Raw genomic sequence first — 25,194 nt, forward strand, 5'->3', positions numbered from 1 at the left:
CCTTCAAACGCAAAAGGGAGGCTGTGAGCCTCCCTCCAATAGCGATGACAAATGATTGCCGCTTATTCGTCGTTCATCTTCAGAGCGGCGATGAAGGCTTCCTGCGGAATTTCCACCTTGCCGAACTGGCGCATGCGCTTCTTGCCTTCCTTCTGCTTGTCCAGAAGCTTGCGTTTACGCGTTGCGTCGCCGCCGTAACACTTCGCCGTCACGTCCTTGCGCAGGGCGCGCACGGTTTCGCGGGCAATGACCTTGCCGCCGATGGCGGCCTGGATCGGGATCTGGAACATGTGCGGCGGAATGAGTTCCTTCAGCTTTTCGCACATGCCACGCCCGCGCCGGTCGGCCGCAGAGCGGTGTACCAGCATGGAGAGCGCATCGACAGGATCGCCATTGACGAGGATCGACATCTTGACGAGATCGCCTTCGCGATAGTCGATGATGTTGTAGTCGAACGAGGCATAACCCTTGGAGATGGATTTCAGGCGGTCGTAGAAATCGAACACCACTTCGTTGAGTGGCAGTTCATAGGTAATCATCGCACGGTTGCCGACATAGGTCAGCTCCGTCTGCAGGCCGCGCCGGTCCTGACACAGTTTCAGGATGCCGCCGAGATATTCGTCCGGCGTCATGATCGTCGCCCTGATCCACGGCTCGCGGATTTCCTTGATCTTCACCACGTCAGGCATATCGGCCGGGTTGTGAAGTTCCTTTTCCGTGCCGTCCGTCAGCGTCATTTCATAGACAACCGAAGGGGCAGTGGCGACGAGATCGAGATTGAACTCGCGCTCGAGGCGTTCCTGAATGATTTCGAGATGCAGCAGGCCGAGGAAGCCGCAGCGGAAACCGAAGCCGAGGGCGGCAGACGATTCCATTTCGAAGGAGAAGGAGGCGTCGTTGAGGCGAAGCTTACCGACAGCTGCACGCAGGTCTTCGAAATCGGCCGCATCGACCGGGAAGAGGCCGCAGAACACCACAGGCTGTGCCGGCTTGAAGCCGGGCAGGGCCTGCGCCGTCGGGCGCTTGTCGTCGGTGATGGTATCGCCGACACGGGTATCGGCCACTTCCTTGATCGAGGCGGTGATGAAACCGATTTCGCCGGGGCCGAGGCTGTCGACATTGACCATCTTCGGCGTCAGTACACCGACGCGCTCGATGCCGTATTTCGCGCCCGAGCCCATCATGCGGATCTGCTGGCCCTTGCTCAGCACGCCGTCGATGACGCGCACCAGAACCATGACGCCGAGATAGGTGTCGTACCAGCTGTCGACCAGCAGCGCCTTCAGCGGCCCGTTTTCGCCAACTTCGCTCTTTGGCGGCGGCAGGCGGTGGACGATGGCTTCCAGAACATCGGGAATGCCAAGACCGGTCTTGGCCGAGATCATCACCGCATCGGAAGCGTCGATGCCGATCACTTCCTCGATCTGTTCCTTGATGCGGTCGGGTTCGGCCGCCGGCAGGTCGATCTTGTTGAGCACCGTGACCAGCTCGTGATTATTGTCGATCGCCTGATAGACGTTGGCGAGCGTCTGGGCTTCCACGCCCTGCGACGCGTCAACCACCAGCAGAGAGCCTTCGCAGGCCGAAAGCGAACGGGACACTTCGTAGGCAAAGTCGACGTGGCCGGGCGTGTCGATGAGGTTCAGCACATAGGTCTCGCCGTTATTCGCCTTGTAGTGCAGGCGCACGGTCTGTGCCTTGATGGTGATGCCGCGTTCGCGCTCGATATCCATCGAATCGAGAACCTGTTCCGACATGTCGCGTTCTGCAAGGCCGCCCGTCGACTGGATCAGCCGGTCGGCCAGCGTCGATTTGCCGTGATCGATGTGGGCAACGATCGAGAAGTTGCGGATATGGTCCAGGGGCGTGCGGGTCGAATTTGTGCTCATGTTCCGCGCTATAGCAGGGGCTTGTCATGCCGCAAAGCGGGAATTTGGTTAAAAGCCCTTTAAAATGGGCTTTCAGACCGCAAATTGCTCCGGCCAGTCGCGGCGAGTGGCAACCTGTCCTTCGGTACGGAGCCTTGCCACGGCGGCAAGATCGATATCTGCTATCAGCAGCGTGCTCTCCGTTACCGCATCGCTTTCGCTTTCTGCAAGGATGCCGGATGCCGGCATGCCGTAATCGGACGGCACGTAAAGGGCCGCCCGGCCGCGATTTTCATCGACGGCGGGAGACCATGGAGCCTCGCCCGCGGTGGGGGAGGAGAGGACGGCATATTGATTTTCCAGCGCCCGTGCCTGCGCGCCGATGCGTACCCGGTAAGCGCCGGCCAAAGTGTCGGTGCAGCTTGGGGCCAGCACCAGTTCCACACCGAGCTCTGCAAGCTTGCGGCCTAGCATCGGGAATTCGTTGTCATAACAGATCATGATGCCGAGCCTGCCGATGCTCGTCTCGAAGGCCTTCAAACCTTCGACACCGGCATGAATGTTCCATTGCTCCCGCTCGAAGCGGGTCATGATCTGCTTGTCCTGATAACCGATCAGTCCATCCGGGCCAAAGAGCCACGCCCGGTTGCGGAACTTGCCGTCCGGGTCCTTCACCGGCGCGCTGCCGGGCTGGAACAGAATATGGTGCTGTTGCGCCAACTCTTCGCAAAGCTCCACCCAGGAGGGGATGAGCGGCTGTATCTCTTCGATGGAACGGTGCAGATCGGAGCGGGCGTCGTGCGGCAGCTGCCCGGTCAGCGCCATCGCCGAATATTCCGGCAGAAGCAGCAGTTCCGCGCCCTTTTCCTTGGCCTCGCGGACGATGGCGGAAAGATGCGCGGCATAGGCCTCCCATGTCTCGATCAGTTCGATGGCATATTGGCTGGCGGCTAACCGTGTCATGCGTTTCCATCTCCGGCGATGTTCTTCATCCAGAAAGACAGCGGTTTTGCACTTTCGCTGCTCTCGTCCAGGTCCTGCCATGTGAAGCTGGTGCGCAATTCGGGATGGTGGCGATAACCGCGCTTTTCCCAGAAGGCATTGAGCGGCACGTAATCGGCCGGGCGGCGTGGATGGTCGGCGGGCCGCTCGACCGCGCAGAAGGTGCACCAGTCGAAGTTCAGGCGTCTTGCGTGAGCCTCCCGCTCCTCGAAAAATCTGACGCCAAGGCCGTGGCCGCGATGGCCCGGCAGCAGCACGCTTTCGCCGAAATAGAAGAACTGCGACGGATCGTAACCCGCCTTGACGAAGGGTGCCTTTACCTCATCGGTCTCCGCCATCATCGGCATGCCGGTGGACATGCCGACGACGCGCCCATCATCAAGCGCAAGGACGAAAACCGCACCGGTCGTATTGGCATAGGTCGCGAGATATTTGCGCTCGTAATCCAGCGAACCGTCATAGAGATAGGGGAAGGCACGAAAGACCGTGATCCGCAGGCGCGCGAGATCATCGAAATGGGGTGCGGCGTCGATGCCGGAAAGAGACTTGATTTCGACGGTCATGGGCATTTTCACTCTCGGTTGCACTGGTTATACCGTCATGGAACACCCGCGCAAGCATGAACGGAGAAGACGATGACCGCTGCCGAGACCATCCGCGCCTACTACGATGCCTTCAACCGTCAGGACATGGACGCCTTCCTGGCGTTGCTTCACGATGAGGTGGTGCATGACATCAATCAGGGCGAGCGCCAGACCGGCAAAGCCGCCTTCGCCTCCTTCATGGACCATATGAACCGCTGCTACCGGGAAAACCTCACAGAGATGGTGATCATGGCAAGCGCAGATGGCAAACGCGCCTCTGCCGAATTCATCGTGAACGGCGAATATCTGGTAACCGACGAGGGCCTGCCGGAGGCGAATGGCCAGAAATACGTACTACCGGCCGGTGCCTTCTTCGACCTGAAAGAAGGGAAGGTTAGCCGAGTAACAAACTACTATAACCTGAACGACTGGATCGCCCAGGTCGGCGCCTGAGCCGTCATTTGCCGCGCCGAGCCAGCCGCAACACACGGCCATGATTTCCATCATCATGGATATTGACTCCATCATGTGAGAACTCTAGTCTCATATGATGGAAAACGAAGATCATATTCTCGAACGTTCGATCGGCGGGCGGATCAAGGCGCTGCGGGCTGAAAGCGGCCTGACGCTGGATCGGCTCGCATCCGAATCCGGCGTCAGTCGCGCCATGATCTCGCGCATCGAGCGTGGTGAGGCGAGCCCCACCGCGTCGCTGCTCGCCCGCATCTGCGCAGCCCTTGGCCTTTCACTCTCCGGTTTCTTCGCCGAAGATCAAGAGGCGGTTTCCCCGCTGGTGAAGAAGCGCGACCAGCAGCTCTGGAAAGACCCGGAGACCGGTTATGTCCGCCGCGCCATTTCTCCGCCCCGCGTGGGGTCTGACGTTGATATCGTCGAAGTCGAATTTCCCGCCGGCGCGCGTGTCGGATTTCCGCCGCATGCGGCAAGCCGGGGCATGACGCAATATGTCTGGCTTTTCGAAGGTGTGCTGGAAATGACGAGCGGCGGTGTGGTGCACCGGCTGGAGCCCGGAGATTGCCTGTTCATGCCGGTGGGCGAGGGGCACGTTTTTCACAACCCTTCCGAAAAACCCGCCCGTTACGCCGTCGTGCTGGATCAACGGCAGCGCTGATTTTCCAAGAGGAGTTTATATGACCACCATCCGTGTATTGAACGGGCAAGAAACCATCGATGTCCTGCCCGAACTCTGCGACGTTCTTACTGCCTGCGTGAATGGCGACGCATCCGTCGGCTTCATGTTGCCCTTCTCCCTGCAGGATGCGGAACCCTTCTGGCAGGCCGTCGCAGAAAATGTGGGCGAGGGCGGTACGATCCATGTGGTGGCGGAAGTGGATGGCAGGGTGGTGGGCACCGTTCAGGTTGGACTTGCTTCCAAACCCAACCAGCCGCATCGCGGCGATCTGATGAAGCTTCTCGTGCATCCCTCGGCACGGGGCCTCGGTCTTGCCCGCAGGCTTATGGAAAAGGTGGAGCAGGAAGCGGCGGCTCGTGGCCGTACCCTTCTGGTGCTGGATACGGCCACCGGCAGTGATGCCGAGGCGATCTATCCCCGCCTCGGCTGGGAGAGGGTCGGCGTCATTCCTGACTACGCCCTGTTTCCCGATGGGCGTTATTGCGGCACGACCCTGTTTTACAAGCGGATTGGCTAGACCTCCCGGTTGCCTATTGTCCGGGCTTCAGCGTCCTGTTGAATGCGGCAACGATCATTTTTTCGAGCTCGGCGTGAATATCGGAACGATCGCGCGGCCCGGCCGGTTCGCAGATCGGATCGCGTTCATCGACGGATTTGAGAAACGCGCTGGCGCCCTCTTTGCAGAGGGGCAGGAAGCTGAAATGGTCGGCCTCGTTCACCTGCTGATAGGCGGCACCCGGTACCTCGGTCGCCAGCTTGTCCGCCAGCACGGCGGGCGGAATTTTACCCTTGCTGCCGAGATTGATGAAGGTGAGCGGAATATCGATCTGTCTCAGGCTGTCCGGCTGGAAGGCGAGTGCGAGACCGGGATCGACCAGCACGGCGGAACGGATGCGAGGATCGCGGTTCTGCTGCTCGAAACGGGCCTTGTCGAGGGTTCTGAGATCGAGCTTCGGCACGCTGGCCGGCTCGTTATTGACATAAGCCCGTCCGCCAGCGAACCACTGGCAATCTGGCATTGTTATATAGTCTTCGCAATAGCGCGCATAGGCGTCGAGATTGGCGCGGGCGCCGGATATCTCCATTGCCGCGCTGCCGCCCAGCGAAAAGCCGAGGACGCCGATCCTGCCCGTATCGATCGAAGCCAACCATTTACCTTGTGTCGTGAGCGCTGTGGCGATCGTGGAAAGATCGCCGGTCCGCTCCCAGATTTTCGGCGTATTGGCCGGCGTGGAATCGCCGCTGGTCGTGCCTGGATGGTTGGTGCCGGCGACGATGAAACCCTCACTCGCAAGTTTCGAGGCGATCCAAGCCATGCTGCGCACGCTGGCACCCGAGCCATGGGAGAGAAGCACCAGCGGAAGACGGCCAGGCTGCACCGCAGCGTCCTGGAAGGCGGGTGTGCCCTGAAAAATGCGGTCCTCGCCTGAAAACACCTGCGTGCCCTTGCCGTCCGTTGGATACCAGATCGTCACGGCAAGATCCTTGCCCCGTTCAGGCGAGTGAATGGCGATGTCGCTGACGCCGACAGCCTCGCCCGCAAAAAGCGGTTGGGTGGCGAGAGCGGAAAACAGTAAGGTCGTGATGGTGGTGAAGGTGTGCATGAAAACCTCGTGCGGTGAAAGGAACGAGGTGCAGTCTGCGCCATCACCGGTTTTCCGCGTCCTTGATCGCGTTTGAGGTCGTACCGAAACGCGATCTGGTCCATGAATGCGCAATATAAGTCTCGTTCAGGGGATATCCTTCGTGCTGTTCATTCCGCTGCCTTTTGTCGTGGCGCTTCTGCTGGTCGTCATGTTCATCGTCTTCCTTCGAAGTGGAGACGATGTGCGGACCAACCGGGCCTTTCTGGCGTCCATTGCCCTTTGCGCCGTGCAATCCGTCCTTGTCGGCCTGCGCTGGGGGTACGGTATCAGCGAAATGCGTTATGTTCTGCCGATCCTTGCCGCCTGCCTGCCGCCGCTCGTCTACATCGCCTTTCGCGGATTGATGGGGATGGGGGCTGAGAGCCGCAGAGCGATGCTCGCCAGTCTGGCCCTGTCGCCCCTGTTGATCGTCGTGCTGGAATTTGCGTTCCCGGCTGCGATCGACCTCGCGCTGATCGTCATTTTTGTCGGCCACGCCATCGCCCTGCTTCTTCTGGGGAGAAAGGGGCCGGACGGGCTGGACGAGGCGCAGTTCGCCAGCGTCGCCTCGGCGCACCGGGCGCTCATCATCGCCGCCGTTGCACTGTGTGTTTCCGCTCTTTTTGACCTGCTGGTGGTTTTCGATTTCGAATGGGCGCAGGGGCAGAATGTTGCAGCCCTCATCAGCAATGCCAATCTGCTCGGCTTGTTGTTGATTGGCCTCATGGTCACACTGGCCGGTAAAAGCAAAGCGCCTGAAACGGCCGCGGAGTCGGTTACGGAGGTTTCACCGCCGGCGGAGCCTTCCGAACAGGACCGGGACATCGTCGCAAGGGTCGATCGGCTGATGGAGACACAGGCGCTCTACCGCGATGAGAACCTCAATCTGTCGCGGCTTGCAAGACGCCTCGGCCTGCCAAGCCGGCAGATTTCGGGCGCGATCAATCGCCTGCTCGGCGTCAATGTCTCGCAATATGTCAACCAGCTCCGCATCCGCGAAGCCTGCCGGTTGCTGGAGGAAACGGAGCAATCGGTGACGGCGATCATGTTGTCCGCCGGCTTTCAGACCAAGTCCAATTTCAACCGGGAATTCCGCCGTGTCACCGGCATGAGCCCAGTTGACTGGCGCGAAAGGGAAGTGTGGAAACTGGTCTCGCCAAACAAAACGGCCACCCGGCAGATGCCGGATGACCGTTCGAAACCCGATGAACCTCTAAAGATCGTCGGAAAATGACGAGGGATCAGAGCGTGCCGTTACGCTGCTGGATCATCATGTAGGTATCATAAGTATATTCGGCGATCTGGGCCCAGAGATAAGCGTCCTTCTTGAAGGCCTGCTGGCTTTCATAGATCTTCTTGAAGTTTTCGTTCTTGGCCGAAATCTCCGCATAGGTCTCCAGTGCTGCCTTGTGGCAGACGTCGAGGATTTCCTGGCTGAAGGGGCGCAGGATGGCGCCCTGCGCCACCAGTTCCTTCAGCGCCTTCGGGTTGCGGGCATCGTAACGCTCCAGCATGCTGGCGCTGCCGGCGGCGCAGGCGTCTTTCAGAATGCGCTTGTAGTTCTCAGGCAGATCGTTGAACTTCTGCAGGTTCACGAAAGCATGCACGGCCGGGCCGCCTTCCCACCATGCCGGATAGTAGTAGTACTTCGCGACCTTGTAGAAGCCGAGCTTCTGGTCGTCATAGGGGCCGACGAATTCGGTGGCGTCGATCGTGCCCTTTTCCAGCGCGGCATAAACATCGCCGCCGGCGATCTGCTGCGGGGTCACGCCAACCTTCTGCATCACCTGGCCGGTGAGGCCGGCAATACGCATCTTCAGGCCCTTGAGATCGTCGATGGTGTTGATTTCCTTGCGGAACCAGCCACCCATCTGGGCACCGGTATTGCCGAGCAGGATCGAATAGATATTGTGCTGGGCAAGGAATTCATTGAGCAGCTCGTTGCCGCCGGCCTGGTTGAACCAGGCATTGGTCTGGCGTGCGTTGAGACCGAAGGGGACGGAGGTTCCGAGCGCGAAGGTCGGATCCTTGCCGACATAATAATAGGAGCAGGTATGCGCCATTTCGACGGTTCCGGCCGTCACCGCATCCGCTGCCTGCAGCGCCGGCACGATTTCACCGCCGGCGAAATGCTGGATGACGAAGTTGCCGCCGGAGGCTTCCTTGACATGGTCGGCAACGATCTGGCCAGCACCGAACAAAATGTCGAGGCCCTTGGTAAAGGACGACGTCATGCGCCAGGTGATCTTGGGGTTTTCCTGTGCGATGGCCGGGGCGGCAAGCGCCGTTGCGGTTACGCCGGCGCCGACAGCGCCTGCCTTGCGGATAAATGATCTGCGATCCATGTCGATAAGCCTTGATATGTCTGCATAATACAGGCGAACCGCACGGTACGCCTCCCGCTGGCTACTAAACATTTATCCTTGCGGCCATCAAGAGGGAATGTTCGAAACTTGCGTGATCTTCCGCAGTGCTTGCCGATTGTTGCTTGGTCTGCTCTTCCCGCTTCCGGTGCGGACTACGGCGCGCTGCTTTTTAACGCCGGGTCGTCCATTGCGGGATTATAAAACAGCGAAAGCGTCAGGCTTCTGGCGATGCGTTCCGCCGTTTCCATGAACCAATGATGGGCTTCCCTGCTCGGCGCGATGTCATCGAGCGTGGCGGAGAAAAGCGCGAGCCATTGCGGGAAAAGCTCTGCCGCCATGCCCTTTACCCCGAGATGGGCCTGCACCGGCTTACCGCCATAACCGCCATTCTTGAAGGCGACGGCCGTCCAGAACTGTTTCATCCTGGCCATATGTTCCGGCCAGCGCCCGGCAAGCCGCGCGTCGAAGACCGGGCCAAGCGTCGGGTGGTTGAGAACGGGGCCGTAGAAAGTTTCCACCAGCAGATCGATGAAACCGGCATCGACGCCGATCTCCGCCATGGCCTTTTCCGCCCTGTCCTGAATTTCCGCATTGTGGGCGGCTCTTGCCGCGACTTGGTCCTGCATCGTGTTTCCTTTTTGGTAAATTTACCCCGCCGCGCCATGGTCCGCAATGCGACCCTTTGCCTTGTTAGAATTATTCTAAAGCGGCTTGATCCCGATGTGGTCCGGATGTATTTAGAATTATTCTAAAAAGGTTTCAGCCATGTTTCGCAGTCTTTTTTCCCTGTCCAAGCGCCCGTTTTCCTCCCTCGGTGAACAGGAAATCCTGGCACTCGCCATCTCGTCCGAAGAAGACGATTCCCGCATCTACCGCTCTTATGCCGACCATCTGCGCGGGCAATATCCGCAATCGGCCAAAGTCTTCGACGATATGGCCGAGGTTGAGCAGCAGCATCGAAATGTCCTGATCGACATGCATCGCCGCCGTTTCGGTGAAACTATTCCGCTGATCCGCCGCGAACATGTGCGCGGCTTTTACGAGCGCACGCCGGACTGGCTGGTAAAAAACCTGTCGCTTGAGAAGATCCGCGCTCAGGCGGAACTGATGGAAGCCCAGGCGATCCGTTTCTACGATGAGGCCGTCAAGCGCACCACCGACGCCTCGACGCGCAAGCTGCTCGGTGATCTGGCCGAGGCAGAGCGGGGCCATGAAGACATCGCGCAACGGCTGGAAGAAAAACATCTCGATGAAAACGACCGGACCGATGAGGCCGAAACCGCTAAACGGCAATTTCTTCTGACTTATGTGCAGCCGGGCCTTGCGGGTCTGATGGACGGCTCCGTTTCGACGCTCGCGCCGATCTTCGCGGCGGCCTTCGCCACGCAGGATACCTGGCAGACCTTCCTGATCGGTCTTTCGGCCTCCGTCGGCGCGGGTATTTCCATGGGTTTCACTGAAGCCGCTCATGATGATGGCAAATTGTCGGGCCGCGGCTCTCCGGTCAAACGGGGCTTCGCCTCGGGCATCATGACGGCCATCGGCGGCCTCGGCCATGCGCTGCCCTATCTCATCCCGCATTTCTGGACGGCGACGGCCATTGCCGCCATCGTCGTTTTCGTGGAACTCTGGGCCATCGCCTTTATCCAGAACCGCTTCATGGAAACGCCGTTCCTGCGGGCGGTGTTTCAGGTGGTGCTTGGCGGTTCGCTGGTGCTGGCTGCCGGTATCATCATCGGCAATGGCTAATGAACGAAAAAGCCCGCGGCGTTCGCTGCGGGCTTTTTGCGTCGAGACTATATCCCGTGATTAGCGCAATGCGCCAACCAGCACGTCGCGGCCATCCTCGATGGAGACCCAGCGGCCCGTATTGAAGGACGCCTGCCGCTTCAGATAGGTGTAGTTGGTGTCGGTCCAGAGCTTCACGTCGTCAGTCAGGTTGTCGAGAATATAGTCGCCGTCGGTGGTGCGAAGCGTCAGCACGGCATGGCCTTCACCATCCGGCTTGCGCACGACGGTGATCAGGAGGTCGGCCACGGAGAAACCACGCTCGATCAGCTTCTTGCGCTTCAGCAGCACGAAATCCTCGCAGTCGCCAGCGGTCGTCGGATATTCCCAGACTTCGTCCTTGCCGTAGATTTCCTGGTCGGTCATCGCCACGATGGTCGTGTTGACGGAAGTATTGATTTCGCGAACGACACCCCAGCCATAATCGGTAACGCGCGGCGGCGGCGTCACCTTGCTGCGGATGTTGCACTCGTCGGCATATTTCTGACAGAACTCATAATGGCCGATCGGCTGGGACGTGATCCCGCCCGTCACCATGGAGGGGCTTCCCTTGATTTCCGCCATGGCGGAGGCAGCAGTCATTAGCCCGGCAGCAACTGCAAACAGCAGAGCACGCGCCAGCGGTGCGTTCATCATGAAACCCGTCCCTTAATTCTTAACGAAAAGTTAAGAGGGATAGGGGGTTTGAGTCAATCGCTAGCAATCGGCGATGCGCAAGACTCGTTGAATATGGTTAAGAGCGTTGCGCAAATGCCTATATTGCAAGGGCTTTGACCGCCGCGAGCATGCGCTCGATATCCTGCGGCCGGGAAAGCCGGTGGTCACCGTCGCGGATCAGCGTCAGCACCACGTCGTCGGCGGGAAGATGTTCGACGAGCTTCAGGGCATGCTGATAGGGAACGTCGGGATCGCGCATGCCCTGCAATATATGGACGGGGCAGCCGGTGGTGATGATGCCCGTGAGCACACGGTTCCGTTTTCCGTCTTCCATCAGTGCGTGGGTGAAGATGTTGGGCTCGGGACTATATTCCGAATGTTCCTCGAAATAACCCTTTTCCGCCAGAGAAGTCTTTTCCGCATCCGACAGGCTGGGCTCTATCAGTTCCGCCGTGAAATCCGGTGCAGGCGCAATGAGAACAAGACCGGCGACGGAGGGCGCGCCGCCCGCTTTCCGCAGCTCCTCGACCATACGCAGGGCAATCCAGCCGCCCATTGATGAGCCGACGAGGACAACACGCGATGGCGCCTTTGCGCGTACCACGGCGAGCGCCTCTTCCAGCCATCTTGAAATGGTGCCTTTTTTGAAATCGCCGCCGGAAGCGCCGTGGCCGGAATAATCGAGGCGCAGGCAGGCAAGACCGTTTTCCGCTGCGAAGCGATCAAGCTCGATCGCCTTGGTTCCGGTCATGTCAGAACGATAACCACCGAGCCATACCAGCATGGGCGCGTTCCCCTGCGAAGTGGCCGGGCGATGGAGGAAAGCGATGTCGCGGCTGTCGTTGTCAGGGCCTACACGCAGGAATTCAGCGGCTTGTTCGGTCATCTATATGCAATTCTCCTGATTTTTCGCGCAACAACGGCGCGTATTTGCAAAAACCGTGGCAACAGGTGATCTTTTCGGGCAGATATGCTATTGACTTCGCCACGGCAATAACGACATTTCCGCCGCTTGTACCAAACAAGCTGTTTTTTGCTGACGTGATCCAGAAACAGATCAGGAGAATACGACCATTCGCAGACCTTTCAAAGCCGATGCCCCCGTCAAGGAGGGGCCGCGCTCCAACCGGGAAATTCGGGTTCCCAGAGTTCAGCTTATTGATGAAGAGGGCCAGAACCTCGGTAGCATGCCGACGGATCAGGCTTTGAAACTGGCGGAGGAGGCCGGTCTCGATCTCGTTGAGATTTCGCCGAACGCTGAACCGCCGGTGTGCAAGATCCTCGATCTCGGCAAGCTGAAGTACTCGACCCAGAAAAAGGCCGCTGAAGCGCGCAAGAAACAGAAGATCGTCGAAGTTAAAGAAATCAAGATGCGCCCCAACATCGACACGCATGACTATGACGTGAAGATGAAGGCTATGGGCCGTTTCTTTGATGATGGCGACAAGGTGAAGGTAACGCTGAAGTTCCGCGGCCGCGAAATGGCCCACCAGGAACTCGGCATGAAGCTTCTCCTCCAGGTGAAGGAAGACACCCAGGCGATTGCCAAGGTGGAGGCCGAGCCGAAGCTCGAAGGCCGTCAGATGATGATGGTTCTCGCCCCGAAATAATTTGCGCCGGCCTTTGCGGCCGCATGAATCACCATCGCAAGGGGAAGTTTGCTTTCCCCGTTGCGCTTTTAGCCGACTGCGGTTATAAGCGCGCGTCCGAACGGTCCGGCAGGGCATGCCGTGGCCGTTCCTGAATAGCTTGAAATAGGCCTCGTCTGCCTGTTTCGATACAAAAACGGAGTAGCAAAATGCCCAAGATGAAGACGAAGTCCGCTGCAAAGAAGCGGTTCAAGATCACTGCGACCGGCAAGGTTGTTGCAGCCGCCGCCGGTAAGCGCCACGGCATGATCAAGCGTACCAACAAGTTCATTCGCGACGCGCGCGGAACCATGGTTCTCGCCGAAGCTGACGGCAAGAAGGTCGTCAAGAACTACCTGCCGAACGGTCTCTGAGACTTTTCCGCACATTTGGACACTTTAAGGAGATCATGACATGGCACGCGTAAAACGTGGCGTAACTTCCCGCGCCAAGCACACCAAGACACTCAAGGCAGCCAAGGGCTTCTACGGCCGCCGCAAGAACACCATCCGCGCAGCAAAGGCTGCCGTGGATCGTTCCAAGCAGTACGCTTACCGCGACCGCAAGGTTAATAAGCGCAACTTCCGCGCTCTGTGGATCCAGCGTATCAATGCTGCTGTTCGCGAATTCGGCCTGACCTATGGCCGCTTCATCGACGGCCTGAACAAGGCTGGCATCGAAGTCGACCGCAAGGTTCTGTCCGACATGGCTATCCATGAGCCGGCAGCATTCGGCGCGCTCGTCGAAGCAGCGAAGAAGGCGCTTGAGTACCTCAAGGATGCTGGTACGGCCAACGAGTTTGAAACCGCTGTAAAGTAATTACGGCGCGGACAAATCTGTTGTTCATTTGAAACCCGCGCCGGTTCTCCGGCGCGGGTTTTCGTTTTCTGAAATTCACGGCAGTTTGGGCAAGGGCGTGCAACGCTTTACGCCGGGGTTGCCAATTGGGTGGGGCATCCGGCTCTCGGTCGGCAGGCTCCATTGGGGGCAAAAATGCTGGTTGCCGCAAGCGAGGCGGAAAAGGCAAAGGGTTTCCACGTCCATCTCGAAGATGGCGATATCGCAGCCTTGATGCGGGTTCTGCTTAAAAGCGAGCGCCGCGTGCAGAAACTCGAGCTTTCCACAACGACCGTCTGGATCAAGCGCCAGGGCACGGAAACGCCGTCCTGGTGGATAAAGCTGCAGACCTTTCTCGCAAAGCTGCTGCCCTATACCTTCATGCGCCCATCACCCCCACTTGATGGCGCCGGCCTGATGCGCCGCGAACTCGAAACGCTGCAGGCATTCAAGGCCCGCGGGTTCCCCGTCCCACCCGTCATCTATTCCTCACGGACAGCGGTTGTGCTGGGCGATGTAGGCCCCACCATCATGGAGCGGATGGATATGATAAGGGCGGCCACGCCTGCGGAGCACGACGCCCTGCTTGTGAAATCCGCCGAGGCGCTCGGCGAGTTGCATGCGGCAGGCCTTTGCCATGGGCGTCCGCATGTGCGCGATTTCTTCCTCCAGGACGGGCGCATAGGCTTCATGGATTTCGAGGAGCGCCCGCAGGAGGTCATGCCGCTTGAGACCGCGCAGGCGCGCGATATCTGGCTGCTGTTTTTACAGGTCGCGACGCGCGCCTGCGATGCGCCGAAAACCCGCGATGCCGCCTTCGCCCGCTGGCGCGAAAACGCCCCGCCGCGGGCGCTGGAAGAATTGTGCCGCCTGACCGGCATTCTCGGGCGATTTTTACCGCTTGCCCGGTTGATCGGGCGCGTGCGGATGGGTAGTGATCTGCGACGCTTTATCATGGCGACCGACTATCTGATGAATGCTGTGAACCCCGAAGCCGCTCTCAAAAAAACCGGCAAGGCAGGAAAAGATGACTGAACTTGATACCTTGAAATCGCAATTGATGTCGGAGATCGCCGCCGCTGCCGATGAGCCGGCCATCGAAGCCGTGCGCGTTTCCGCACTCGGCAAGAAGGGCTCGGTTTCGGAGCTTCTGAAGACGCTGGGCAGCATGACGCCGGAAGAGCGCCAGACCCGCGGTGCTGCCATCAACCAGCTCAAGACTGAGATCACCGATCTTATCGGCGAACGCAAGAATGCGCTGAAGGATGCAGCCATCTCTGCGCGCCTCAAGGCGGAAACGGTGGATGTCAGCCTGCCGGTTCGACAGTCGCCAGCCGAGCGTGGCCGCATTCATCCGATCAGCCAGATCGTCGATGAAATCACCGCCATCTTCGCGGATATGGGTTTCTCGATCGCCGAAGGTCCGGATATCGAGACCGATTATTACAACTTCACGGCGCTGAATTTCCCCGAAGGCCATCCAGCCCGCGAAATGCACGACACCTTCTTCTTCCAGCCGGATGAAAAGGGCGAGCGAAAGGTGCTGCGCACACACACCTCGCCGGTGCAGATCCGCACCATGGAAAACCAGAAGCCGCCGATCCGCATCGTCATTCCTGGCAAGACCTACCGTCAGGATTCCGACGCCACCCATTCGCCGATGTTCCATCAGGTCGAAGGTCTTGTCATCGACAAGAAGGCACATGTCGGCAATCTGCGCTGGGTGCTCGAGGAGTTCTGCAAGACCTTCTTCGAGGTCGACAGCGTCGTCATGCGCTTCCGTCCGTCCTTCTTCCCCTTCACTGAGCCGAGCTTCGAGGTGGATATCCAGTGCGACCGTTCCGGCCCCATCGTCAAATTCGGCGAAGGCAAGGACTGGATGGAAATCCTTGGCTGCGGCATGGTGCACCCGAACGTGCTGCGCGCCGGCGGGCTGGATCCGGATGAATATCAGGGTTTTGCCTGGGGCATGGGCCTCGACCGCATCGCCATGCTGAAATACGGCATGCCGGACCTGCGCGATTTCTTCAACGCCGATGTCCGCTGGATGAACCATTACGGCTTCCGCCCGCTCGACATGCCGACGCTGTTCGGCGGTCTGAGCGTTTAATCCGGTTAGCCAAGGAGCAAAGACATGAAATTCACTCTTTCCTGGCTGAAAGAGCATCTTGATACGGATGCGACGCTGGACGAGATTTGCGAACGTCTGACGGCGATCGGTCTTGAGGTCGAGGATGTTGACGACAAGGCGGCCTACAAGCCTTTCGTCATCGCCAAGGTCGTTTCCGCTGAAAAGCACCCTGAGGCCGACCGTCTGAAGGTGCTGATGGTGGATGCCGGTGACGGCAAGCCGGTGCAGATCGTCTGCGGCGCTCCGAATGCCCGCGCCGGCCTTGTCGGCGCGCTGGCGCGCCCCGGCATGTATGTTCCGGGCATCGATGTGACGCTTGCCGTCGGCAAGATTCGCGGTGTCGAAAGCCACGGCATGATGTGCTCCGAAAAGGAGCTCAACATTTCCGACGATCACGACGGCATCATCGATCTGCCGCAGGACGCGCCGGTCGGCACCTCCTTCGCCGCCTATGCCGGTCTCGATGATCCGGTCATCGAGATCAACCTGACGCCAAACCGTCCGGACTGCACCTCAATCTACGGCATCGCCCGCGATCTCGCGGCTTCCGGTCTCGGCAAGCTGAAGACGAGGCCTGCGCCGTCCTTCAAGGTGGAAGGTGCTACCCCTGTCGATGTGAAGCTGGAACTCGATGATGCGGCGCTCTGCCCCGGCTTTTCCCTGCGCATCGTGCGTGGCGTAAAGAACGGCCCGAGCCCGAAGTGGATGCAGCAGCGCTTGATGGCGATCGGCCTGCGTCCCATCAACGCGCTGGTCGATATCACCAACTACATGACCTTCGATCAGGGCCGGCCGATGCACGTCTTCGACGCCGCCAAGGTCAAGGGCGATCTCACGGTTCGCCGTGCGAAAGAGGGTGAGACCATCCTCGCGCTCGACCAGCGCGAATACAAGCTCGGCCCGAATAATGTCGTCATCGCCGATGAAAAGGGCCTCGAGTCCATCGGCGGCATCATGGGTGGCGAACATTCCGGTTGCGACGAAAACACCGTCGACGTGCTGATCGAGGCCGCTCTCTGGGATCCGATCAACATCGCCAAGACCGGCCGTTCGCTCGGCATCATCACCGATGCGCGTTATCGTTTCGAGCGTGGCGTCGATCCGGAATATATGGTTCCGGGTCTGGAACGCACCACCGAACTGGTTCTGGAACTGTGCGGCGGCGTGGCTGGCGAAGCCCGCGTTGTCGGTTACAAGGGCCATCAGCCCAAGGTCGTGGATTTCCCGCTTGCGGAAGTGAAGCGTCTGACAGGTCTGGAAGTTTCGGCGGAAGAGAGCCTCACCATTCTCAAGGGCCTCGGTTTTGGTGTCGAGGGAACGGGCGAACGCGTGTCCGCGACTGTCCCGTCCTGGCGTCCTGACGTCGATGGCAAGGCCGATCTTGTGGAAGAAGTCATGCGCATCCACGGCGTCGACAACATCAAGCCGGAGCCGCTGGAAAGCCTCAGCGCCGTCAATGGCCGCATCCTGACCACGCTGCAGATCCGCACCCGCACCGCGCGCCGCGCGCTTGCAAGCCGTGGAATGCTTGAGGCCGTCACATGGTCCTTCATCCCGGAAGCGCAGGCGAAACTCTTCGGCGGCGGTTCGCCCGCGTTGAAGCTTGCCAACCCGATTGCGGCCGATATGTCGGACATGCGGCCGTCGCTGCTGCCGGGCCTTCTGACAGCTGCTCAGCGCAATGCCGACAAGGGTTACGGCGATGTGGCGATCTTCGAGGTTTCCGGCACCTATGAGGGCGATACGCCTGATACGCAGCGCCGCGTCGCCGGTGGTGTCCGCCGTGGCACGGCCTCGCTCGCGGGCAGCGGCCGCATGTGGTCCAATGCGGTGAAGGGTGGCGGCAAGCCGGTAGACGTCTATGACGCCAAGGCCGACGCGCTGGCAGTGCTCGAAGCCTGCGGTTTGCCCATGGCCAATGTGCAGATCGAAGCCGGCGGCCCCGCCTGGTATCACCCCGGTCGTTCCGGCACCATCAAGATGGGCCCCAAGGTCGTGCTCGGTTATTTCGGTGAATTCCACCCGAAGACACTGTCTGAATTGGATGTTTCCGGCGCCTATTGCGGCTTCGAAATCTATCTCGACGCCATGCAGGAACCGAAGAAGAAGGCGACCCGTACCAAGCCTGCACTTGAGCTTTCGCCCTTCCAGGCCGTCAAGCGCGACTTCGCCTTCGTGGTCGACAAGTCGGTGGAGGCGGGCGCCATCATCAAGGCCGCAACCAGCGCTGACCGCAAGCTGATCACCGGCGTCAATGTCTTTGATATTTTCGAGGGTGCATCGCTCGGCGAGGATCGCAAGTCGGTGGCTATCGAAGTCCAGATCCAGCCGGTCGACAAGACGCTGACGGATGAAGATTTCGAGGCGCTGACCGCAAAGATCGTCGGCAATGTCGAGAAATCGACGGGCGGCGTCCTGCGCGCCTGAGCCAGACAGCTGACGGAATAAAAAAAGCCGCGGTGATTGCCGCGGCTTTTTGTTTTTACCGGTTGGCCAACCGCGTCATTCGTTCCGGATAACGTTCGCCCGCAACCTTTGCCGGGGAGAGCAACGCGCCGAGGCTGGCGACTTCGTCAGCCGTCAGCGATACATCCGCCGCCGCCACGTTTTTCTCCAGATTGGCGATTTTCGTGGTGCCGGGGATCGGCACGATGAAGTCACCCTGCGCCATGACCCAGGCGAGCGCCAGCTGCCCCGCAGTAACGCCTTTTTCAGCCGCCATGTCTTCCAGCAGCTGGATGAGCGCCAGATTGGCATCGAAGTTTTCGCTTTGGAAGCGCGGCAGGCTGCGGCGGAAATCGTCGGAGGCAAGTCCGTCGAGCGTCTTCAGTGCGCCGGTCAAAGCGCCGCGGCCGAGCGGGCTGAAGGGCACGAAACCGATGCCGAGTTCGCGGCAGGTTTCCAGCACGCCATTTTCTTCGGGATCGCGGGTCCACAGCGAATATTCGCTTTGAATGGCCGCAATCGGGTGAACGGCATGCGCCTTGCGAAGGGTCGCCGCGCTCGCCTCTGAAAGGCCGAGTGCCTTCACCTTGCCTTCCCGCACCAGATCAGCCATTGCGCCGACCGTCTCTTCAATCGCCACGTCCGGATCGACGCGGTGCTGGTAATAGAGGTCGATGACATCGACACCGAGCCTTTTCAGCGAGGCTTCGGCGACGGCACGGACATTTGCGGGCGAACCGTCAACACCCTGGATCATTTCCGCCGAAGGTTTGCTGCCATCGATGCGGAAACCGAATTTGGTGGCGATTGTCACCTGGTCGCGATAGGGCTTCAAAGCCTTGCCGACGAGGATTTCGTTTTTGAACGGGCCGTAGACTTCCGCCGTATCGAAGAATGTAACGCCAAGCTCGACGGCGCGATGCAGCGTCGCGATGGAGCCGCTTTCATCGTTCGAAGGGCCATAGGCATGGCTCATGCCCATGCAGCCAAGTCCGAGCGCGGAGACGGAGAGGTCTTTTCCGAGAATTCTATGTTTCATCTGCCTGTCCTTTGTCAGAGCACGCCTTGAAAACTGTCCCGTGGTTTGCGCGGAGCGTGTATCCAAGACGCTGAATATACCCTTGGGGAGTGGGTATGGGCAAAACATAACGTCCGGTGGTGGCAAAGATAATCGCTGCAAATCCGCTCGGCTTGTTCTATTATTTAGAACAATGAACCGTGTGCAACTCTCCCAACTGGCCGTTCTCGCCGCTGTCGCCGAAGGCCGCAGTTTCCGCAAGGCCGCGGCTGAACTCGCCATTGCGCCGTCGGCCGTCAGCCATGCGGTGTCGTCGCTGGAGGCGAGCCTTGGCCTGCGCCTGCTTCACCGCACAACCCGCAGCGTTTCGCCGACGGAGGAGGGCAGGCGGCTTCTCGAGACGTTGGGGCCGGCGCTTGCCGATATCGACGCGGTCATCGAGACCCTTGCCGAGCATGGTGGAAGACCGGCCGGTCCCCTGCGTATCACCCTGCCGCGGCTCGCGGCCGAGGATCTGATCGTGCCCCGGCTGGGTGAATTCCTGCGGCTCTATCCCGATATCTCACTCGAAATCTCGACGGATGATCGCTTCGAAGACATTGTCGCGAAGGGGTTCGATGCCGGACTGCGGCTCGGAGAACATCTCGATGCGGATATGATTGCGGTAAAAGCGAGCGGTGCGTGGCGTGGGGCTATTGTCGGCTCCCCCGCTTACTTCGCAGAAAATCCGCCGCCGCGCGATCCAAGGGACCTCATCCGGCATCGCTGCATCCGTCGGCGCTTCGCGAGCGGCCTGGTTTATCGCTGGGAACTGGAGAAAAACGGCAAGCCGCTGGTGGTCGATGTGCAGGGACCCTTGATCCTCTCGGACCAGAGCCTCATTCGCCGAGCGGCGATTGACGGGGCAGGGCTTGCCTTTGTTTTCGAGCAGCGGGTCGAGGACGATATCAGCGAAGGCAGGCTCATCCGCGTGCTGAACGACTGGTGCGCGCCCTTCGACGGCTTCTACATCTATTATCCCTCGCGCCGGCAGATGCGCCCGGCGCTGAGGGCTTTCGTGGATTTCTTCCGTTTCCGGGGATGATCAGAACGTTATGCGATAGCGGATATGGCCGTCGCTCTTCACGTAGCTGTCGTAAAGCTTCTGGGCCCGGTGGTTGTCTTCGCCGGTGTTCCAGTACAGCCGCGACCAGCCCTTCTCCTTGCAGATGGCGATAAGATCGTCCATCAGCGCCCGGCCCGTCCCTTTGCCCCGGATTTCGCCATCGACGAATAAATCCTCCAGATAGCAATCGGGATTTTTCACCCAGGTGGAGTCGTGGAAGTGGTGGATGGCGAAACCGGCCATGCGGTCGCCCAGCAGGGCCACACGCATCGAAACGCGGGATGCGGGATCGAGGATGCGCGCCCAGGTATGCTCGGTGACGTCATCGGCAAGATCGACATCATAAAAGGCGAGATAGTCGTTCCAGAGGCGCAGCCATTCTGCCCTGTCAGCCGGCTCAGCGTTACGAATTGCAAGTTCCATCTTATGCACCTGCCTTGTCGAGAAGGGTCATCATCTCATCGGTCAGTTTCAGGTTGACGGCGCGTTTGAAGCTTTCAAGCTGCGACAGGCTGGTGGCGCTGGCGATCGGTGCGGTTACCGCCTTTTTCCGTAACAGCCAGGCGAGCGCGATATCGGCGAGCTTGGCCCCGGTCTGTACAGCCACAGCATCCATGGCACCCAGAACGGCAAGGCCACGCGTGTTGACATATTCGCCCACACGATAGCTGCGGGCGACGCCTTCCGTATCGGCCTTGGCGCGGTATTTCCCGGTCAGGAAGCCGGCGGCGAGGCTATAGTAGTTGATGACGCCAATCTCTTCTTTCACACAAAGATCAGCAAGCGGACCTTCGAAATCCGCGCGGTTATAGAGATTATATTCCGGCTGCAGCACGTCGTAACGCGGAAGATTGTTTTTCGCAGCTGTGTCGAGCGCGTTCTGAAGCTCAATCGCGGAATAGTTGGAGCAACCGATGGCGCGGATTTTTCCCTGTTCCTTCAGCTTTGCGAAGGCGGCAAGCGTCTCTTCCACCGGTACCTCCGCATCCGGTTTGTGGGCGAGATAGAGGTCGATATAGTCGGTTTGCAGCCGCTTCAGCGAAGCCTCGACAGCCTCTGCGATCCATTTGGCGCCAAGGCCGGTCTTCTGGCCGCGATTGTCGAAACCGACTTTCGTGACGATCACCGCGTCTTCGCGCTTCACGCTCGACTGTTTCAACCATTTGCCGATGATCGCTTCGGATTCGCCACCCACATGCCCGTCCACCCAGGCGGAATAGACATCCGCCGTGTCGATGGCGTTGAACCCGGCGTCGAAAAAGGCATCGAGCAGGGCAAAGGAAGTCTTTTCATCCGCTGTCCAGCCGAACACGTTGCCACCGAAGACGATCGGCGCGATGGAGAGGCCGGTCCGGCCAAGGCTTCGTTTTTCCACGGGAATGCTCCTGTTGCTGACTTTGCGGCAGGTTAGCAACTGCCCGTCGGCATAACCATTCAATTCCTTTGATGGCACTCATCAGCCAGCGGGCGATGGCCGGGAAAATCAGGCCTGAAAACCGCGATAATGGCTGGGCGGGTAACGATTATGCTGTTGCCAGACGCGCCGCAAATGCCGGGCGGAGGCAAAGCCCGCCCGCTCGGCGATGGCCTCCATATCGAGGCGGCTATTTGCGAGAATGTCGCGGGCGAGATTGACCCGCATCAGATTGACGTAGTCGATGACACTGATGCCGGTATGCTCGCGAAACAGGCGCGACAGGTGCCTTTCGCTGAGTGCTGCGATATCGGCCAGCCGTTCCAGCGACCAGTCCCGCGCCGGTTCCGCCATCACACGATCCTGCACGCGGTGAATGGCGGGATGCATGTGGTTGCGGCCGGTCAGCCAGGGAGAGACCTGTGGGTCGTTGCCGTTGCGCCTGAGATAGATGACCATGGTTTGGGCAATGCGCGCGGCGACCGCCGGTGATGTCAGCCGCGAAACCACATGCAGCATCAGGTCAATGCCGGTGGAGATGCCGGCGCTGGAGAAGCGGTTGCCATCCTCCACGAAAAGGCGGTTTTCGGCCACCTGCGATAGTGGCGCGATGCGGCGCAGTGCATCGATACAGTCGCTGTGCGTGGTGCAGCTCCGTCCGTCGAAAAGCCCGGCTTCGCCCGCCAGCAGCGCGCCGGAGCAAATGGAAATGACTGTTGTGTCGGGCTGCACGGCATGACGCAACCAGGCCGCCAGCGCCTGCCGTTCCCGCCGTATTTCCGGCTCGTTTTCGGAACGCGACGTGCTGCCGGATATCAGCAGGAAGGCATCGTCCGGCAGGGCGGCAGGCAAGGTCTCCAGCCCGCAAATGCCAAGGCCGATCGAGGATTGCTGTATTTCCCGTGCCGCGATGTAGCGGCATTCGAAGGAGATATCGTTCTGCTCGTCATTGGCATAGCGGATCACCTGCAGGGGTCCGGCAATGTCGAGCAACAGCGCGTGCGGCGGCACAAGCGTATAAAAGGGAATGATGCGTGTGCCGCCTTTATCCATCAGGCTGCCGCCTTCAGCGGGGCAAGCGCGTCGCTCACAGTGGCGATGCGCGCGAAGCGACCGGCCAGCACCAGCTCGGTCCGCTTGCGGATATCGTCTGCGCTGAACACCGTGCCGGAGGCATGTGTCATCGGAAAGGTCAGCGTCGCCTCGGTCACGTAATCGACGCTGTAACCGAGATCGGAAGCGTGCCGGGTGGTCGTTTCGCAGCATTGTTCGGTGCGGATGCCGGAGACGATCAGCCGGTTGATACCTCTCTGCGTCAGCCAGATTTCAAGGCCGGTGCCGGCGAAAGCCGAGTGCCGGTTCTTGTGAAAGGTGACATCCGGGGTGATCTGCACACCCTCCAGAGCGCGGATATAGCCGCTGTCTTTCGAAAAGGCGCGGTCGCCATCGACATGGAAAATCTGCACGACGGGGATTCCTGCGGCCCTGGCGCCATCGATCAGCGTCTGTTGCTTCTCGAGATAAGCGGCGAGCCCGCTCTCCTCGAAATAAGGAGCGTGCCGGAAGGATTCCTGAACATCGATAACGAGAAGCGCGGTATTGGAAGAGGACATTTCATGGTTCTCCAGTGAGTTCATGAATAGCATAATTCTCCTTTTATCACGCGGATAAAAGCAACCAGACCGACAAAGGCAGGACAAATCCGGCCAACCTTTATTCGTCGCGTGTCTGCGGCTTGTCAGAACGTGTGATGGTGGTAAGTTGCCGCTGGATTGCAGAGCGGGAGAATGAAATGCTGCGCTTCGGAATAATCTCGACGGCGAAGATCGCTCAGGATCACGTCATTCCGGCGATACAGGATGCGGAAAATTGCGTCGTCAGCGCCATCGCCAGCCGCGATCACGCCAGGGCGCGCGCGGTTGCCGACCGTTTTTCCGTGCCGCATGCCTTTGGTTCCTATGAGGAGATGCTGGCATCGGATGTGATCGATGCGGTCTATATCCCGCTTCCCACATCCCAGCATGTGGAATGGACCATCAAGGCGGCCGATGCCGGTAAGCACGTTCTCTGCGAAAAGCCGATCGCGTTGAAAGCAGAAGAGATCGATACGCTTATCGCGGCGCGTGACCGCAATGGTGTCATCGTGTCCGAGGCTTTCATGGTCACCTATGCGCCGGTTTGGGCGAAAGTGAAGGAGTTGCTGGCTTCGGGCGCTATCGGCACGCTGAAGCACGTGCAGGGCGCTTTCAGCTATTTTAATCGCGATCCCGGCAATATGCGCAATATTCCCGAACTGGGTGGCGGAGCACTGCCGGATATCGGGGTCTACCCGACCATCGTCACCCGCTTTGCCACTGGCGCCGAGCCGAAGCGCGTGCAGGCGACAGTCGAGCGTGACCGGGAATTCGGCACCGATATTTATTCCAGTGTCCGGGCCGATTTCGGCGGTTTCGAGCTGAGCTTTTATCTCGCAACCCAGCTTGCCGCCCGCCAGCTCATGGTCTTCCACGGCACGGATGGTTACATCGAGGTCAAATCCCCCTTCAACGCCAATCGCTGGGGTGCGGAAGAGATCGAACTGACCAATCAGGCCCATAACCAGTCGCAGGTCTTCCGGTTTCAGGATAGCCGCCAGTACAAGCTGGAAGCAGAGGCCTTTGCCCGTGCTGTGAAGGGCGAGGGAGACGTCGTCACCCTGGAAAGCTCGCGGAAGAACCAGCTTTTCATCGACGCCATCTACCGCGCGGCCGAAAAGGACGGCTGGGAGACGGTTTAATCCGGATCCCGCCGCTGTCTTTGCAGCCGCCAATAGCCGTAGAGGGCCAGCGCCAGTGCCGCGAGCGCTGAAAGGGCAAGCGGGACAAGCGGCTGCACCAGCGGGTTGCGCCACAGCAGCAGGGCAAAAAGTCCGACGCCGACGAAGCGGGAGATGAGCGTGACGGCATTCATCAGAAAGCCGTTCAACGCATCCGGTGCATTTCCATTGGAACGATTCAGCCGCCAGCTCGTAGCAAGTCCCGCTGCTGCGCCGGGCAAACGGGCTGCCAGCGGATCGACGCCGAGATAGAAGATAAGAAGGCAGGTGACGGCAAGATCGACGGCCAATCCGCAGATCTCGGTCAGCGCGAAGTGCGGAAGTCTCAAGGGTGTGGGCTTTTAAAGTGTCGGCTGCGTGGAGCGCGGGCGCTGCAGCACCAGAAGGCCGATAACGACACCCACGACGCCGAAATTATAACCGGCAAGCGCCAAAAGCAGCGACATCAGCGGCACGGCGGTGGAGGAAAGCACCATTGCGACACCATAGGCGCCGATAATCATCATGCAGATGAAAACGATGCTGAAGACAGAACGCAACGCAACGGCGGTTACGCCGAGCACTGTGGCGGTAAGAAAGATCATGATGCCGCCTCCTCTTTGGTTGCCGGGTCTGGAACAAGACCTAGCGTCTCCTTCCCTAACGAACCCTTGTTTTCTCCTCCAATCCCTGTTTTCCTAACTCGTTAGTTGAGGATATGGTTTCATCGTCGTTAAAATCGGTGAGCCGGTGCCGGCATTTCCGAATCGACGGCTTTTGGT

General features: G+C 59.6%; 28 protein-coding genes. 13 read left to right on the plus strand and 15 right to left on the minus strand.

Translation table 11 applies throughout. From position 1 onward, the window contains the following. Window positions 1-62 precede the first annotated feature (62 nt). The 3 genes from lepA to O3S81_RS06050 form a co-directional block, all read right to left on the minus strand. Window positions 63-1,889: a translation elongation factor 4 gene (gene lepA, locus O3S81_RS06040; RefSeq protein WP_442864875.1), complete on the minus strand. Its 1,827-nt coding sequence runs from the start codon at window positions 1,887-1,889 to the stop codon at window positions 63-65. Window positions 1,890-1,961: 72 nt separating this feature from the next. Then, window positions 1,962-2,831, minus strand: coding sequence for a carbon-nitrogen hydrolase family protein (locus O3S81_RS06045; protein ID WP_269341556.1), 870 nt, complete (start codon window positions 2,829-2,831; stop codon window positions 1,962-1,964). Beyond that, window positions 2,828-3,433, minus strand: a complete 606-nt coding sequence (locus O3S81_RS06050; RefSeq protein WP_269341557.1) for a GNAT family N-acetyltransferase — start codon at window positions 3,431-3,433, stop codon at window positions 2,828-2,830. The genes O3S81_RS06045 and O3S81_RS06050 overlap by 4 nt, the downstream gene beginning before the upstream one ends. Window positions 3,434-3,505: 72 nt before the next feature. Between O3S81_RS06050 and O3S81_RS06055 the strand changes: the two genes are divergently transcribed. The 3 genes from O3S81_RS06055 (at window position 3,506) to O3S81_RS06065 (ending at window position 5,121) form a co-directional block, all read left to right on the plus strand. Continuing rightward, the gene (locus O3S81_RS06055; protein ID WP_269341559.1) at window positions 3,506-3,907 is read left to right on the plus strand and encodes a ketosteroid isomerase-related protein; all 402 of its coding nucleotides are present in this window, start codon (window positions 3,506-3,508) and stop codon (window positions 3,905-3,907) included. A 94-nt stretch (window positions 3,908-4,001) separates the two neighbouring features. Continuing rightward, entirely contained in the window at window positions 4,002-4,583 is a 582-nt protein-coding gene (locus O3S81_RS06060; protein ID WP_442864876.1) for a helix-turn-helix domain-containing protein, read from the plus strand. A 19-nt stretch (window positions 4,584-4,602) separates the two neighbouring features. Then, entirely contained in the window at window positions 4,603-5,121 is a 519-nt protein-coding gene (locus tag O3S81_RS06065) for a GNAT family N-acetyltransferase (RefSeq protein WP_269341561.1), read from the plus strand. 13 nt (window positions 5,122-5,134) lie between these two features. On the opposite strand, the gene O3S81_RS06070 is transcribed toward O3S81_RS06065, so the two are convergent. Beyond that, entirely contained in the window at window positions 5,135-6,208 is a 1,074-nt protein-coding gene (locus O3S81_RS06070; protein ID WP_269341563.1) for an alpha/beta hydrolase family protein, read from the minus strand. A 142-nt stretch (window positions 6,209-6,350) separates the two neighbouring features. Here O3S81_RS06070 and O3S81_RS06075 point away from each other — a divergent pair, with 142 nt between their 5' ends. After that, window positions 6,351-7,463 carry a helix-turn-helix domain-containing protein gene (locus O3S81_RS06075; protein WP_269342408.1) on the plus strand — a complete coding sequence of 371 codons (1,113 nt, stop codon included), beginning with the start codon at window positions 6,351-6,353 and terminating at the stop codon, window positions 7,461-7,463. Window positions 7,464-7,470: 7 nt separating this feature from the next. Here the strand turns inward: O3S81_RS06075 and O3S81_RS06080 are convergent, their stop codons facing one another. Next, entirely contained in the window at window positions 7,471-8,574 is a 1,104-nt protein-coding gene (locus O3S81_RS06080) for a TRAP transporter substrate-binding protein (protein WP_269341565.1), read from the minus strand. A 173-nt stretch (window positions 8,575-8,747) separates the two neighbouring features. Then, window positions 8,748-9,221 (minus strand): group III truncated hemoglobin, encoded by a 474-nt coding sequence (locus O3S81_RS06085; RefSeq protein WP_269341566.1) that lies wholly within the window; start codon window positions 9,219-9,221, stop codon window positions 8,748-8,750. A 139-nt stretch (window positions 9,222-9,360) separates the two neighbouring features. Between O3S81_RS06085 and mbfA the strand changes: the two genes are divergently transcribed. Then, window positions 9,361-10,344 (plus strand): iron exporter MbfA, encoded by a 984-nt coding sequence (gene mbfA / locus O3S81_RS06090; protein WP_269341567.1) that lies wholly within the window; start codon window positions 9,361-9,363, stop codon window positions 10,342-10,344. Between the two features lie 60 nt (window positions 10,345-10,404). On the opposite strand, the gene O3S81_RS06095 is transcribed toward mbfA, so the two are convergent. Then, window positions 10,405-11,019 (minus strand): transglutaminase-like cysteine peptidase, encoded by a 615-nt coding sequence (locus O3S81_RS06095; RefSeq protein ID WP_269341568.1) that lies wholly within the window; start codon window positions 11,017-11,019, stop codon window positions 10,405-10,407. 118 nt (window positions 11,020-11,137) lie between these two features. Next, window positions 11,138-11,926, minus strand: a complete 789-nt coding sequence (locus O3S81_RS06100; protein WP_269341569.1) for an alpha/beta hydrolase — start codon at window positions 11,924-11,926, stop codon at window positions 11,138-11,140. A 187-nt stretch (window positions 11,927-12,113) separates the two neighbouring features. Here O3S81_RS06100 and infC point away from each other — a divergent pair, with 187 nt between their 5' ends. From infC to pheT, 6 genes are all read left to right on the plus strand, one after another. Further along, window positions 12,114-12,650 (plus strand): translation initiation factor IF-3, encoded by a 537-nt coding sequence (infC, locus tag O3S81_RS06105; protein WP_078051391.1) that lies wholly within the window; start codon window positions 12,114-12,116, stop codon window positions 12,648-12,650. A 188-nt stretch (window positions 12,651-12,838) separates the two neighbouring features. After that, window positions 12,839-13,042, plus strand: coding sequence for a 50S ribosomal protein L35 (gene rpmI, locus O3S81_RS06110; RefSeq protein WP_003493355.1), 204 nt, complete (start codon window positions 12,839-12,841; stop codon window positions 13,040-13,042). Between the two features lie 40 nt (window positions 13,043-13,082). Further along, window positions 13,083-13,487: a 50S ribosomal protein L20 gene (gene rplT / locus O3S81_RS06115; RefSeq protein ID WP_003493358.1), complete on the plus strand. Its 405-nt coding sequence runs from the start codon at window positions 13,083-13,085 to the stop codon at window positions 13,485-13,487. Window positions 13,488-13,661: 174 nt separating this feature from the next. Next, on the plus strand, window positions 13,662-14,540 hold the full coding sequence (locus O3S81_RS06120) for a phosphotransferase (RefSeq protein WP_269341570.1): 879 nt from the start codon (window positions 13,662-13,664) through the stop codon (window positions 14,538-14,540). Beyond that, window positions 14,533-15,615, plus strand: coding sequence for a phenylalanine--tRNA ligase subunit alpha (gene pheS / locus O3S81_RS06125; protein ID WP_269341571.1), 1,083 nt, complete (start codon window positions 14,533-14,535; stop codon window positions 15,613-15,615). The genes O3S81_RS06120 and pheS overlap by 8 nt, the downstream gene beginning before the upstream one ends. Before the next feature lie 24 nt (window positions 15,616-15,639). Then, entirely contained in the window at window positions 15,640-18,063 is a 2,424-nt protein-coding gene (gene pheT / locus O3S81_RS06130; RefSeq protein WP_269341573.1) for a phenylalanine--tRNA ligase subunit beta, read from the plus strand. 55 nt (window positions 18,064-18,118) lie between these two features. On the opposite strand, the gene O3S81_RS06135 is transcribed toward pheT, so the two are convergent. Further along, window positions 18,119-19,120, minus strand: coding sequence for an aldo/keto reductase (locus tag O3S81_RS06135; protein ID WP_269341576.1), 1,002 nt, complete (start codon window positions 19,118-19,120; stop codon window positions 18,119-18,121). A 172-nt stretch (window positions 19,121-19,292) separates the two neighbouring features. On the opposite strand from O3S81_RS06135, the gene O3S81_RS06140 reads away from it, so the two are divergent. Further along, entirely contained in the window at window positions 19,293-20,183 is an 891-nt protein-coding gene (locus tag O3S81_RS06140; protein WP_269341578.1) for a LysR family transcriptional regulator, read from the plus strand. Here the strand turns inward: O3S81_RS06140 and O3S81_RS06145 are convergent, their stop codons facing one another. From O3S81_RS06145 to O3S81_RS06160, 4 genes are all read right to left on the minus strand, one after another. Then, window positions 20,184-20,627, minus strand: coding sequence for a GNAT family N-acetyltransferase (locus tag O3S81_RS06145; RefSeq protein ID WP_269341580.1), 444 nt, complete (start codon window positions 20,625-20,627; stop codon window positions 20,184-20,186). It lies immediately after the preceding gene. Window position 20,628: 1 nt separating this feature from the next. Then, window positions 20,629-21,579 carry an aldo/keto reductase gene (locus tag O3S81_RS06150; RefSeq protein WP_269341582.1) on the minus strand — a complete coding sequence of 317 codons (951 nt, stop codon included), beginning with the start codon at window positions 21,577-21,579 and terminating at the stop codon, window positions 20,629-20,631. A 108-nt stretch (window positions 21,580-21,687) separates the two neighbouring features. Continuing rightward, complete coding sequence (locus tag O3S81_RS06155; protein WP_269341584.1) at window positions 21,688-22,671, minus strand: GlxA family transcriptional regulator; 984 nt, start codon at window positions 22,669-22,671, stop codon at window positions 21,688-21,690. Then, complete coding sequence (locus O3S81_RS06160; RefSeq protein WP_269342410.1) at window positions 22,671-23,231, minus strand: isochorismatase family protein; 561 nt, start codon at window positions 23,229-23,231, stop codon at window positions 22,671-22,673. Before O3S81_RS06160 ends, O3S81_RS06155 begins: the two co-directional genes overlap by 1 nt. 179 nt (window positions 23,232-23,410) lie before the next feature. Between O3S81_RS06160 and O3S81_RS06165 the strand changes: the two genes are divergently transcribed. After that, window positions 23,411-24,394 carry a Gfo/Idh/MocA family protein gene (locus tag O3S81_RS06165; protein ID WP_269341585.1) on the plus strand — a complete coding sequence of 328 codons (984 nt, stop codon included), beginning with the start codon at window positions 23,411-23,413 and terminating at the stop codon, window positions 24,392-24,394. Here O3S81_RS06165 and O3S81_RS06170 read toward each other — a convergent pair. Beyond that, a complete protein-coding gene (locus tag O3S81_RS06170; protein WP_269341587.1) occupies window positions 24,391-24,762 on the minus strand; it encodes a hypothetical protein in 372 nt (123 codons plus the stop codon). The genes O3S81_RS06165 and O3S81_RS06170 overlap by 4 nt on opposite strands. 12 nt (window positions 24,763-24,774) lie before the next feature. Next, window positions 24,775-25,017, minus strand: a complete 243-nt coding sequence (locus tag O3S81_RS06175) for a hypothetical protein (protein WP_010970778.1) — start codon at window positions 25,015-25,017, stop codon at window positions 24,775-24,777. Window positions 25,018-25,194 lie beyond the last annotated feature (177 nt).

It is taken from the genome of Agrobacterium sp. SOY23 (assembly GCF_027212525.1).
In the GTDB taxonomy this organism is placed as follows: domain Bacteria; phylum Pseudomonadota; class Alphaproteobacteria; order Rhizobiales; family Rhizobiaceae; genus Agrobacterium; species Agrobacterium tumefaciens_I.